Source organism: Aeoliella mucimassa, from assembly GCF_007748035.1.
GTDB classification, from domain to species: Bacteria; Planctomycetota; Planctomycetia; order Pirellulales; family Lacipirellulaceae; genus Aeoliella; species Aeoliella mucimassa.
The window spans coordinates 2,969,877-2,982,619 of record NZ_CP036278.1 but is presented as its reverse complement, the minus strand read 5'-3'; the positions used below and the strand labels follow the sequence as shown (position 1 = coordinate 2,982,619).

General features: G+C 59.2%; 11 protein-coding genes. 5 read left to right on the top strand and 6 right to left on the bottom strand.

The features are described 5' to 3' along the window. Positions 1-92: 92 nt before the first annotated feature. Positions 93-458 carry a hypothetical protein gene (locus tag Pan181_RS11950; protein WP_145247051.1) on the top strand — a complete coding sequence of 122 codons (366 nt, stop codon included), beginning with the start codon at positions 93-95 and terminating at the stop codon, positions 456-458. Here Pan181_RS11950 and Pan181_RS11945 read toward each other — a convergent pair. The 6 genes from Pan181_RS11945 to Pan181_RS11920 all read right to left on the bottom strand — a co-directional run bounded on the left by Pan181_RS11945 (position 455) and on the right by Pan181_RS11920 (position 7,227). Then, entirely contained in the window at positions 455-1,255 is an 801-nt protein-coding gene (locus Pan181_RS11945) for a DUF1295 domain-containing protein (RefSeq protein ID WP_231943822.1), read from the bottom strand. The two genes, Pan181_RS11950 and Pan181_RS11945, sit on opposite strands and share 4 nt — an antisense overlap. Positions 1,256-1,257: 2 nt before the next feature. Continuing rightward, the gene (locus tag Pan181_RS11940; RefSeq protein WP_145247050.1) at positions 1,258-2,289 is read right to left on the bottom strand and encodes an SAM-dependent methyltransferase; all 1,032 of its coding nucleotides are present in this window, start codon (positions 2,287-2,289) and stop codon (positions 1,258-1,260) included. A gap of 49 nt (positions 2,290-2,338) precedes the next feature. After that, on the bottom strand, positions 2,339-3,601 hold the full coding sequence (locus Pan181_RS11935) for an SAM-dependent methyltransferase (protein ID WP_145247049.1): 1,263 nt from the start codon (positions 3,599-3,601) through the stop codon (positions 2,339-2,341). Beyond that, entirely contained in the window at positions 3,517-4,311 is a 795-nt protein-coding gene (locus Pan181_RS11930; protein ID WP_145247048.1) for a DUF1365 domain-containing protein, read from the bottom strand. Before Pan181_RS11930 ends, Pan181_RS11935 begins: the two co-directional genes overlap by 85 nt. A gap of 22 nt (positions 4,312-4,333) precedes the next feature. Continuing rightward, positions 4,334-5,662 (bottom strand): NAD(P)/FAD-dependent oxidoreductase, encoded by a 1,329-nt coding sequence (locus Pan181_RS11925; RefSeq protein WP_197529194.1) that lies wholly within the window; start codon positions 5,660-5,662, stop codon positions 4,334-4,336. Positions 5,663-5,784: 122 nt separating this feature from the next. Next, the gene (locus tag Pan181_RS11920; protein ID WP_145247047.1) at positions 5,785-7,227 is read right to left on the bottom strand and encodes an aldehyde dehydrogenase family protein; all 1,443 of its coding nucleotides are present in this window, start codon (positions 7,225-7,227) and stop codon (positions 5,785-5,787) included. Between the two features lie 207 nt (positions 7,228-7,434). Between Pan181_RS11920 and Pan181_RS11915 the strand changes: the two genes are divergently transcribed. The 4 genes from Pan181_RS11915 to Pan181_RS11900 all read left to right on the top strand — a co-directional run bounded on the left by Pan181_RS11915 (position 7,435) and on the right by Pan181_RS11900 (position 12,374). Beyond that, the gene (locus Pan181_RS11915) at positions 7,435-7,950 is read left to right on the top strand and encodes a hypothetical protein (RefSeq protein ID WP_145247046.1); all 516 of its coding nucleotides are present in this window, start codon (positions 7,435-7,437) and stop codon (positions 7,948-7,950) included. Positions 7,951-8,091: 141 nt separating this feature from the next. After that, the gene (locus Pan181_RS11910) at positions 8,092-9,630 is read left to right on the top strand and encodes a c-type cytochrome (protein WP_145247045.1); all 1,539 of its coding nucleotides are present in this window, start codon (positions 8,092-8,094) and stop codon (positions 9,628-9,630) included. Between the two features lie 184 nt (positions 9,631-9,814). After that, positions 9,815-10,534: a hypothetical protein gene (locus tag Pan181_RS11905; protein ID WP_145247044.1), complete on the top strand. Its 720-nt coding sequence runs from the start codon at positions 9,815-9,817 to the stop codon at positions 10,532-10,534. A 61-nt stretch (positions 10,535-10,595) separates the two neighbouring features. Further along, positions 10,596-12,374 carry a HEAT repeat domain-containing protein gene (locus Pan181_RS11900; RefSeq protein ID WP_145247043.1) on the top strand — a complete coding sequence of 593 codons (1,779 nt, stop codon included), beginning with the start codon at positions 10,596-10,598 and terminating at the stop codon, positions 12,372-12,374. Positions 12,375-12,743: the final 369 nt, after the last annotated feature.

Below are 12,743 nucleotides of genomic sequence, written 5' to 3'. Positions count from 1 at the left end.
CCTGCGGCATCCTCCACAGGCTCCTGGAGAGCCGCTGCTCCCCTTCGGAAACCAGACCTGCAGGCACCCTTTACCCAATGCGAGTTCGACCCATGATCACCAATCTTGCCCGAACCGTGGCCCTTCTCGGCCTTTTTACGTTCGCTTCTTTGGCATCTGCTCAGAATAATCCTCTCGATATGATGTCGGAAGAGTCCCCCAGCGATTCCAGCTGGCATAGCGAAACGACCCCCGAGCCGGAACTTACCCCCCGGATGATCATCCAGCAAAAGGCCCAAGCCCGTGCGTATCAGCGGATTGCTCGCATCGAATCGATGAAGTGGTACGGCATGAGCGCTTCGCGTCCGCTGTCGAACGCCACTCCGTTCGCTGGAGTTCCGAGCCCCCGTTGGGAAATGCCGGGCGGCCGTCCCTTCAGCTGGTACCCATCGCGTTCCAGCGTGATCCTCGTTCGTTAGTCACCTGGCACCTCGGCTTTGGGGAACCACGGGAAGAACGCGCTCGTGCGTCGCTTGTATTCCGCATACGCGGGCCGGCGATCCGAGATATCACTCTCCAGCAGGGTGACTCCCGACACTCGCATTAGCAATACGCTCATGAGCAGTGGACTGACGACCGTCCAGGCGTCAGTCCACATGCCGAGCGATACGAGCCAGTGTCCCCACCACACGCAGAAGTCGCCGAAGTAGTTCGGGTGGCGTGTGTATCGCCATAGTCCTTGATCGCACACTTGCGATTCATTCTCTGTATTCGCTTTGAAGCGGGCGAGTTGCCAGTCGCCGATCGATTCGAAACCCATTCCGACGATCCAGAGCGCAATTCCTCCCCAGTGCAGCGGTTGCAAGTCTCCAAACCAGTAACTGCTCTCCAGCCCCACAACCACCGGCAGCGCGACCGTCCACATCACAACGCCTTGCAGCGCGAACACGGTCAGCAGACTCACCCACCAGAACTGCGGACCGATCTTTCGCCGCATCGACTGGTAACGCCGGTCCTCTTCTTCTCCAATGTTCCGAACGGTTAGGTGCACGCCTAAACGGAGTGCCCACAAGGTCACGAGCGTGAGTAGAACGTACGCACGCGTCTGATGAACTGGCATCGCCCACCAGCACCCCCACGCGACGATCGCAAAGCCTGGACCCCAACCGATGTCGACAATGCTCACGTTGCGCAGCGGCACGCTCACCAGCCAGAAGCAAAGTATGTAGCCGGCAACGATGCCTGCCGAGAGTTGGATGAGTTCAAACAGCGACAATGCTAACCTCGGGGTTTCAGCAAATAGTGCCCAACGCCCCACTGCCGCCCGGCGTCGTACGAAAATAGCTCGGCGCAGGCCATGAAGAACATCCGCCAGCGTTGTAGTTGCACCGTGACTGGGGCGGGATTGTCTCCTTCTGCCAGCGCAGCCTTTGCCTTCGAGTGGTTCACATCCAGCTGCTTCAGCCAGGTCTCGCAAGTGCGTGCGTAATGCCTTCCGTCGATCCACCACGAGTCGTCCACCACCATGTGGTCGGCAAACTCCCGCAGCAAATCGTAACTGGGCATCACCCCGCCGGTGAAGAAGTGTTGCGTCATCCAGTTCTGGGCGTCGCTGCCTTGCTCTGCGTCGACCTCAAACGGGTAAGCAAACTGGCGATGGCAGAAGATATGCACAAACAGCTGCCCACCTGGGTTCAACCAACTGCGAATCCGACTTAGCAGATTCTGATAGTTCCGTACATGTTCGAACATTTCGACCGACACCACACGGTCATAAGTGCCTGGCGGCTCGAAGCTCGCAATATTTGCGGTGTGGACGACAAGATTATTCAGTCCACGCTCTTCGGCTTGCTGCAGAATGTACTCGCGCTGCGTTGCCGAGTTCGACATCGCGGTAATCTGGCTTGCCGGGTAATGCTCGGCCATCCAGAGCGATAGCGATCCCCAGCCGCAGCCGAGTTCGAGCACCTGCTGCCCGTCGACCAGTCGCGCTCGCTGGCAGGTGAGGCTCAGCATAGCGGCCTCCGACTCGCCTAACGACACTTCTGGAGAGTCCCAATAGCCACAACTGTACTTCAGGTGCGGCCCCAGCACGGTCTCGAAGAACTCGGTCGGCACCTCGTAGTGTTGCGAGTTGGCCTGGTCGGTTGCCACGGCTACCTCGTCGACCTCGCGGAGCCATTTTGCAAAATCGGCGGTGCTCTCTTCCGCAAGGCGTGACTTCCTCAGGCGTTCGGCGAGCAACCGTCGCATGCCATACCGAATCGCGCGATCGGGTAGGTAACGTTTTTCGGCTAGAGTGGTAAGCATGATTCGATTTACTTACGAGAGAACGATGGGAATAGGTAGTGAGACCGATCTAAGCCTTGATGAATTCCATTTGCACGACACCGATATGGCGTTCTTTGAAGCCCGCGATGCAATACGAAAGGTAGTAGTCCCACATCCGAATGAAGCGATCATCGAAGCCCAATCGACGCACTTCGTGGATGCGGTCGAAGAACCGCTCGCGCCAAGCTTCGAGAGTTCGGGCGTAGTGCAGCCCGTAATCTTGCACGGCCACCGGTAGCAGCGCGGTGTGTTGCCCGACCGCGCGGTGGATGGCTCCCATCGAGGGGAGGGCACCGCCGGGGAAGATATAGCGTTGGATGAAGTCGACCGATCGGCGATAGTCGTCGTACCGCTGATCTGGAATCGTGATGGCTTGCAGCACCATCTTGCCCCCCGGCTTGAGCAAGTCGCTGCATTGCCGGAAAAAGTTTTTGTGATACTCATGGCCCACCGCTTCGATCATTTCGATACTCACCAGCTTATCGAATTGGCCTTTCAGTTCTCGATAGTCGTGATCGAGCAGCGTGAGTCGACCGCGAGCCGGAGAGCGATCGAACCGCTCCCGCGCCAAGTTGTACTGCTGCTGAGAGATGGTGGTGGTTGTCACTCGGCAGCCATACTGCTCAGCAGCATGGCGGGCGAGGGCGCCCCAGCCGGTGCCGATCTCAAGCAAGTGGTCGGTTGGCTTGAGTTCCAGACGCTGGCTAACGACATCCATCTTTCGCACCGATGCCTCGGCAAGCGTCGACTCGGGCGAGTCGAATACGCCCGAGGAATAGTTCATCGTCTCATCGAGCCAGAGTCCATAGAACTCGTTCGATAGATCGTAATGGTCCGCAATGTTCTTGCGGCTCCCGGCGAGTGTGTTGCGACGCAGCCAGTTCCAAGTGCGTTCGAGCGGTTTGCGCCACCACCGCCAGCCTTGGTTGAGTTCGCACGAAACGTTCCAATCCTTTGCAAACACACTAAGCAAGTCGGGCAGGTCGTCGGTGGCCCAGTCGCCATCCATGTACGACTCGGCGGCCCCCAGGCTCCCTCCGGTCAATACGCGGCGGTAGAACTGCGGCTGACGCACGTAAATCTCCGCGGCCATCGAATGGCTATCGCCTTGGCCAAGCGTGTAGCGATTGGTGCCTTCGTGCAGCACGATTCGCCCACCTTGCAGTTGGTCGAGCCGCTTCAGCACCAGGTTTCGACTCCAACGAGTCAGCCGGCAGGATTCATCGGCGACGACGCCTGACTGGTCGGGGTTGCGGTAGATTGGTTCTTGGGGTGTGGAAAGTAGGGACATCGCTTCATCCAAAGTCGGAAAGCTTCGAAATAAATCGCGGAAAGCACACGCCCCGCATTGATGGGACTCGTCGCTAGATGACGCATCAGCGACCCGCTGGTCAGGGGGCGCCGCTCAAGGTTCATGGCCGCATCAAAATAGGCCTGCCCACTTCGTTCGGTCGCTAAATGCAATTGAAATTGTTCATCGGGCGGTTGCACTTGCCATACGTACGATTGATCCATGCCCATGAATGGAGAGACATGGAATGTCTTCGCATGGCGATAGCACCCCGGCGCGGTTTGATTGTCTGACCACAGCACGTAACAATGCTGCTCGCCCCACGGGGTGTTATTCACTTCCGCTACGACAGCAGTGAGCGTTTCGTGCTGGTCGAAGCAGTAGTACATATTCAGCGGACTGAAGTAGAACCCCAACGACCGCGGTTGCGTGAGCAATCGAATCGGTCCGTTTGCTAAATCGGCCCCCGTTCGCTCGTGCACCAACTGTCGCACGGACTGCTGTAACGGAGTATCGCGATCACCAAGGTGATCGTTACGCCAAAGTGCTGCAGGCGCGAATCGGCGATCGCTCAGGCCGGTAACCTGGCGGCTCAATACCGGCCACTCCTCTAAATCGATATACAACCAAAACAGTCGGTAGCGAAACTGATGCTCGACAGGCGTCCGCCGGCGGTGACTCACCGAAGATCGATAGATGCAACTGTTCATGATTGCTCCATCGGCTCCCAGGTCAGTTCGCAGCAGCGGCAACACGCTGCTCGCAATTTGTTTGATCCACGACAGGTTTTCTCAACTCGTCTAAAGTCACTCCAAACTCAGCGGCCACACGCAGGGCGCTGTTTACCCCATCTTCGTGAAAGCCATATCCCCAGTACGCACCGCAGAACCAAGTGCGCTGCTGGCCATTGATCTCGCGCCAACGCTGCTGGGCCTGCACGCTCTCGAGGGTATACGCGGGGTGATCGTACTGAAATGTCTCGTGGATTTTCTTCTCGTCAATGTCTGTTACCGGATTGAGTGTCACGAACACCGGCTCGTTGGTCGGCAGGTTCTGAAGGCGATTGAGATCGTAGGTGACACTGGCCGCGGCCGGCTGATGGTTCTTCGTTTTGGGAATGCGGTAGTTCCAGCTCGCCCACGCCCGCGGGCGGGTCGGCATCACCGTGGTGTCGCCATGCAAGATGGCCGTATTCGGTTGATAGGGGAGGGCACTTAGTATTTGTTGCTCGGCTAGGGTTGCATCCGAGAGCATGGCAAGCGTTTGATCGGCGTGAGTGGCGAACACCACCTGGTCGAACTCCTCGGCTGGTTGATTCTTGGCATGTACGGTGACTCCACTTTCGTGACGAGTGACTCGTTCGACCGGAGTCGACAGCCTTACTTGCTCCTTGATGGGCTCTAACAGTTTGGCTACGTAGTTCTTGGCTCCTCCGACGATCGTCCGCCATCGAGGGCGATCGGCCAGTTGCATGAGTCCGTGATTGTGCATGAACCCCAGGATAAAGCGGGCGGGGAGTTGCTCGATGGCCTCCGGCGCTGCCGACCAGATGGCGGCCAGCATCGGCACCAGGTAGTACTGTCGGACTTTGTCGCTCACTCGGTGTTCGTCAAGGAACTCCCCCAAGGTGATCGATTCGTCCGACTGGTCAAGTTGCTTCGCGTAGGCTTCTCCAACTTGGTTGAATTGCAAAATGCCTCGCACCAGACCGTAGAACCAGGGCCGAAGCAAGTTTGTTCGCTGCGCGAACAACGTGTTTACGCTACTTCCGTTGTATTCGAGACTCGTCGCGTCGCATCGCACGCTAAAGCTCATGTCGCTCGGCTGCGACTTTACGTTCAGCAGGTCGAGCATCCGGCAAAAGTTGGGGTAGGTTCGCTCGTTGAACACCATGAATCCCGTGTCGACCGTGACCGGCTGGCGGGATATCGCAACATCTACCGAGTTCGTATGGCCGCCGGCATAGCTGGCTGCTTCGAATAGCTTGACCCGATGGCGTGATGCCAGGAGTCGTGCGGTGAGGTTACCGCTTATGCCGGATCCGATGATCGCTATGTTCAAGGCAGCCCTCGCACAAGAAATGTCCTTGCGAAAGTGCCCCAAGCGCTTTCGCCGAATGTTTCTAGGCAAGGCACGTTCGTTCGGCAAGCAAAAAGTTGCCCGCGCGAAGCGCATTTTGTCATTCACTTTTCCCCCGGCGGAGTTCGCATCACCAGCAGTCTTGGCTCACTCATGTGCGCGATGGCGTACCGCACCCCCTCGCGGCCAAGTCCGCTCTCTTTCACCCCGCCATACGGCATGTTGTCGACACGCCAGGAAGGGATGTCGCCGATTACCACGCCGCCCACTTCCAATTCGTCCCACGCCCGCTGCACCTTCACCCAATCGCGGGTGAAGATGCCAGCCTGCAAACCGAACTGGCTATCGTTTACCATCGCGAGCGCCTGATCGAAATCGTCGAACTGGCTCAGCACCGCGACGGGACCAAAGGCCTCTTCGGCACAGATATCGAGATGCGACGGGACCGACTCAAGCAAGGTGGCCTCGAGCATCGCCCCTTCGCGTTTGCCACCGCATAGCAGGTTGCCGCCAGCTTCTACCGCCTGGGCGATCCACGACTCCAGCCGCTCGGCTTCGTCGGCGGTGATCATAGGACCGATAAACGTCTCCTCGAGTTTCGGATCGCCCATTTTGAGTTGCCGCGTGGCGTCGACCAGCAGTTCTCGGAACGCATCGATCACCGCAGCGTGCACCAGAATGCGTTGCACTCCAATGCAGCTCTGCCCCGATTGGTAGAACGCCCCAATCAGAATGCGCTCGACAGCATCTTGCAGGTCGGCATCTTCGTCGACCACCACCGCCGCGTTGCCGCCGAGTTCCAGGATCACCGGCTTCTTCCCGGCGCGTTGTTTTAGTTTCCAACCAACCTCCGGCGAGCCGGTGAACGACAACAGCTTCAGCCGCTCGTCGGTGGTGAACAGATCGGCCCCGTCGCGACGGCAAGGAAGAATGGAGAACGCGCCGGCCGGCAAATCGGTTTCGGCCAACACTTGGCCGATGAGCAGCGCCCCGACCGGAGTCAAACTGGCGGGCTTTAGAATGAACGGACAGCCAGCCGCGATGGCGGGAGCAATTTTGTGGGCTGCCAGATTCAGCGGAAAGTTAAACGGCGAGATAAACGAACAGGGCCCGATCGGCACCGGCTTGACCATGCCATGGTAACCGCGGGCGCGGGGCGAGATCTCCAGGTTGAGTACCTCGCCGGTGATGCGTACCGACTCTTCCGCAGCGATCCGAAAGGTATCGATCAAACGATTCACCTCGCCGCGGGCGTCCTTAATTGGCTTGCCCGCTTCGATGCAGAGCGACATCGCCAGCTCGTCGTACCGCTGCTCGAACCGCGCGACGCAATGATTCAGCACGGCTTGCCGCTCGTAGGGGGCCAGTTCGCGCATCGGCTTTGTCGCCCCGACAGCCGACGCAATCGCTCGGTCGATATCCTCCGGCGATGCTAGCGGCACCCGGGTAGCGACCTCGCCGGTGTACTTGTCGGTAACCTCCAAATCGGTATTCGGTGATTCGGGGCAATTCGCCAGGTAAAAGGGATACGAGTCGTCGAGTTTCATGGGAAAAGCCAAGCTGGAAGGGAAGATGGGAAACGTTGCGAGCGATGCCAGCATCACCGCACTATAGCAATTCGGCATTGTTTCGACGCGATGCTTGTCTTCGCTGGGAGGTTGCGGGTATCTTGAATGGCTTGCAGCGGGCGGTTGTGCTCGTCTTACCTCACTCCCTACGTGCCACTGAGCACCACATTTGAAGGAACATCCCCCATGGCCGGAACTCGCACCTTGTTGGCAATCTTGATCGCTTCGGGCTTGATGCTCACTGGCTGCCTGGGTACCGAATCGACCACCACGATCGAAGAGCACGACCATGACCACAAGCATGTCGAAGTGCACTCGCTGGGCGAAGCGGTCACCGTACTCCAAGAGATGCGCGACGAATTGGCCGAAGCTTACAAGAACAGTGATATCAAGACCGTGGATGGCTTGTTCCACGATGAAGTCAGTCCCATATCGAAGCAATTGAATGAACTGGTCACCGAATCGGGCCTGCAAGGTGATGATCTTGAAGCAGCCAAGGCCGCAGTTGAGCAATTGCTCAGCGTTTTCGACGTGCTGCATCCCTCGCATGCTGCCGATGCCACGATCGATCCTGCTACTTATGACGCGCAGGCCGACAGCTTTAACGACGCGCTGGTGAATCTCGAAATGTTGGCTGCCAAAGCACCGGCTACCGAAGAGACCCCCGCAGCCGAAGAAGAAGGGGAAGCAGCCGCGGAGTAATTCCTCGGCAGTTGGCCAGAATTCGGCGGCTACCGGCAAATTTGTTCTCTCTTCGGGCCTTGAGTTATAATGGTAGTGCTCACGCAGTGCGCGTCGGGCATTCGTTCTAACACTTGTCCCGCTGCCCTGAGGACTGCCCGTATGTGTCGCGTGCTTGCTTTCGTTTGCGCTTTGTTGCTGCTTGTGCTCCCTTCGCTCGCCTCGGCAGCATCGGTGGCCGAACAACGACGAGAGCTTTCGCGAGCATCCACCTCGCTTCGCGCTGCGGAGCGGTTTGCCAAGGCTGGCCGGATGGAAGATGCTGCAGCGTCGTTCACCGAAGCCCAGCAGGCACTCACCACTGCGGCCGATGAGTTGGACGAGCGGTTGCTCAATACCTTCGATCGCACGAAGGAGAAGCTCGCCGAGTCGCACGCCGAGCTTACCAAGGCCGGCGTGAAGCTTCCCGAGCTGACCGATATCGCGCCGACTCAGGCGGCAGTTCCTCCTTCGCTGGCAGGCAACGGCACCCCCGTGACTCCTGCGAATGGCGACACGGTGAGTTTCGTCGACCACGTGGTGCCGATCCTCAACCAACACTGCGGCAGTTGCCATGTTTCTCGCAGTCAGGGTGGGGTGAGCTTTGCCAACTACAACAAGTTGAAAACAAGCGGCCAGATCGAAGTCGGCTCGGGCGCCGAAAGCGGATTGATCGACGTAATCGTGAGCGGGCGGATGCCACCCAACGGCGACGTGGTTTCGCCAGCCAAGGTGCGCACCTTGGTTACCTGGATTAACCAAGGTGCCAAGTTCGATGGCGACGACGCGACCAAGGTGCTCGGCCAGCTCACCAAAACGTCCGGCGGTGCAGCCACTGCCGACGCGATGGAAGCAGCCGCGCCGGCCGCCGAGCCGGCTCCCAAACTGAGTCGAGGCGAGATTTCCGCCGCCCGCAAGGAGGCGTCCGAAGGTTACTGGCAACTCGCGATCCCCGACGAAGAGTTCTCCCGCCGGGGCGGAGATGATTTCCTGGTGCTCGGCAATTTGCCCTCGGCCGCGCTCGACAAAGTACTCGCCTCGGCCGACGCCCAGGCGGAGCAGATCCACAAGGCGTTTCCCAAGGTCGACCATCCGATCAACGAAGCGCGAGTGACCATTTTCGCGTTTGCCAAGCGGATTGATTACAGCGAGTTCGGCACGATGGTCGAGAATCGCCAGTTGCCGTCCGACCAGTTCAGCCATGCCAAGCTCGATGCGACGAATCCGTATGTCGCGATTCATTACGTCGATTCGCAGCAGAGCGATATGGAGCGTGAGCTGACAAAGTCGATCGCCACGCTGTGGGTCGCCGACCGCGGCAAAGGCCACTTGCCGGAATGGTTTACCGCCGGGGCTGGACGGGCCATCGCCTCGCGGATTCACAAGACCGATCCCGTGGTCCGCGAGTGGAAAAAGAACCTGCCTGCGGCGTTGGCCTCGCAGGCTCGCTCCAACGACTTCATGACCGGCAAGATTGCTCCCGAGGTGGCTGCCACGCTGGCCTACGGATTCACCGACGCCTTGCTCGAGAAGCCGGGCAACTTCGACCGTTTGGTCGACACCACGGCCGAGCTGGGGGATTTCGAACAAGCCTGCATGAAGCTCTTTGAGCGCACGCCGGCCGATCTGGCGAAGCTTTGGGTGGAGTCGGAGCAGCGCTGACGATCGCGAGAAATCGCGGTTTCGACTCGCCAGAACCAGTGGCCTTTCCCGTATTCGCCCTACAACGGCACCCAAATTCGCGCGAATTACCACACTTTTGCCTGCTACTTTGCTCGCCCGCACCCCGGTATAATAGGCTTTCGACTCTGGGAGTTTTTTTCTTTTCCTTGTGAGGAGCCGTGCGATGTCTCTCTGCTCGCGGATAAACTTTGCAGGCTGCCTGGTTGCAGTCTTGTTGATTACCTCAGTGAACCATTCCAACGCTCAACCTCCTTCCGGTCAGCCTTATCAAGGCTCGAGCCCCGCGACCAACAACGTGTACGCAGGCGGCGGCGGTTACGGAGGCGGCTGGGGCGATGGATACCACTCGTCGACCGCTGCCGAAGGGTACCTGCGAGGCATGGGCGCGGCTATCAGCGCTCAAGGGCAGGCGAATCTGAACAACAGCATGGCTTCTCGCAACATGCAGGAATCCTACAATCGGGCGCTCGACAATCGTGTGAAGCAAGTCGATACCTACCGCTGGCGACGCGACACCGCCGAGGCCCGTCAGGCGCAGGAGCAGTACGAGCGACGTCAGAAGACCGAGCAGCACCTGGCCAAGGTAAAGCTCAAGAACCTGTCCGACGACCAATTCAACGTCGCTACTGGCGAGATCGCTTGGCCAGTGCTGCTTCGCGACTCGAAGTGGGATGAATACCGGGTGCCGCTCGAGAAGCTCATGTCCAAACGCGCCAGCTACGGAGCCCTCGACATGGACGAGTACACTCAAGCGGCCAAGCTCATCAAAGACTGGCGAGCGGCCATCACTGCAGTGAAAGACGACTACCCAACCACCGCAGTGAGTGCAGGACTTCGCTTTCTGTTGAGCTTGAATCGTGAGCTCGACAGCATGATGGGTTAGCCCTCGCGTTGTTCTCTTGGTCTCGTTCATTCCACCGCTCATTTCCTTTCGAGGCATCAATATGTCTGCTATTCGTTTTCACCATGTGTTGGCACTGGCCGCTCTGCTGCTGCCAGTCGCTGCGGCCAGCCAGGCTCAATCCACCGATGCTCCTGCAGCCCAATCGACCGAATCCACCGAACTCACCTCGCGCGAAGCGGCCGTCGTCGAGCAACTCGACCAGCTTCTCAGTCGTCCAGGCGTCGTAAAAGAACGCGCCGCCAGGCGCATTGGTCGCGCGCTCGACTCGAAGTCGATCGCCATCCGCTGGCGGGCCGCGCGCGTCGCGGGCCGCCTGGGCCTGGACGATGCTGAGACCATCGCCAAGCTGCAAGCCGGCGTCGCCGACGATAGCTGGCTCGTCCAGTTGCACTCGATTGCCGCGCTCACGAACCTCGGCGACAAGTCCGACGCGACCGTCGATGCGCTGACCACCGCGGCTTTGTCCGACAACGCCCGCGTGGCGATCGCGGCCATCAAAGCGCTCCGCGCCCTGGAGGTCGATCCCGCCAAGGCAGCGAGCACCATGAACAAGGTGCTCGCTGGCGAAAACCAGGCGGTTGCCACCCACGCGGTCGAAGCGATGGTGGAAGCGGGTCCCAAAGCGGTTCCTTTCTTGAAAGAAGCCCTCAAGCAACCCAACGCTGCTTTCTGGGCCTGTGTGGCGATTGCCGACCTCGGCCCCGATGCGGCCGAGGTCACCCCCGAACTGGCCGAATACCTGCAGTCGATCGACAAAGTTGAGTCGGCTCCGCAAGCGCTGCTCGCAGTCGCCGAAATTGGCCCGGCTGCCTCGGCGGCCGAGCCGGCCATCGTGGCGGTGATGAACCGCTGGAAGGACGATAAGTCGATCCAACTCACCGGCATGTACGCACTCGGTGCCATCGAGGCCAGCGATTCCGACCAGTTGCTCACCGCTGGCAGCAATAGCGACGACCCGTTCACCGCGATGGTCGCCTCGTGGGCAATGGCAAAGATCCATCCTGATAACAAATTGTTTGTCGACGCGGCCGTGCTGCGACTGGTCGGCGGACTCGAAAGCGACCAACCAACGGTTCGCCAAGCGGCTGCCCATGGGCTTGTAACTCTCCATCTTCCTCCAGGCACTGCTGCTCCTTACTTGATTAAAGCGGCCAAGAATCCTGTAGCCCGCGATCATATTGCCGACGCCCTGGCAACGCTCGGCCCCGACGTGGTACCGCACGCCGCGCGGGCGATGGCCAACCCCGAGTCGCGTCCACTGGCTTTGGAAGTCCTTAGCCGGCTCGGAACCGATGCCGCAGGAGCCACCGAGGCCCTCGCAGCCAGCTTGCAGGATTCAACTCCACTAGTTCGCCAACGCACTTGCAGCGTACTGGCCCAAATCGGACCGAAAGCCGCGCCGGCGACCAAAGAACTGGCGGTGCTGCTCAACTCGCAGGACGGCGCAGTACGCCATAGCGCGATGTACGCACTTCGCGAAATCGGTCCCAAGGCCGAAAATGCCAAGGGAGCCTTACTCGGCAAACTCAAGTCGTCCGATCCGGCGAACGACGATACTCGCTTCGACCGCTTTGCAGCCGCCTGGACCCTCGCCCGCGTCGCACCAAGCGACCCAACCGTGGTCACCGCGGTGCTGCCGGTGCTAAGCGAAGGAATTACCAGCGACACGCTCCTGGAACGAAGCGAATCGATCGTCGCCGCAAGCGACCTCGGCCCAGCAGCAAAACCACTGAAGGAAGCGCTCACCAAAGCCGCCGAGTCGGACGCGGATCTCGAGAATCGCGAAGCCGCGCAGGCAGTGCTCGAATCGCTCGAGTAATCGCGCCCACGCAAAACGCACTGGTAACACACCGCGGTTTTGCCCCCACTTCACGAGTGGGGGCAAAACCGTTTTTCGTAAGTACCTGCGAATAAACGGTTTGCGATTTTGCCCCCACCCCCAAAATCGAAGAAACGATTCGTGGGGGCTTCATTCGGGAGTCATCCACTCTCCCCATTTGCGTAAGCCGTTGCAACAGCAGCACTTACGCCGAGCCCTCCAATTGCCCTGGGATTCGTTTTGCCCCCACCCCAAGATGTAGTGGGGGCACAATCGACAAGACTACTCCAACGCTTCATTTCTTTGTTCTCCACAGCCACAACTAATATACTTTTGTTCATGTTCCCATTAGAACACACTGCCGCTGAA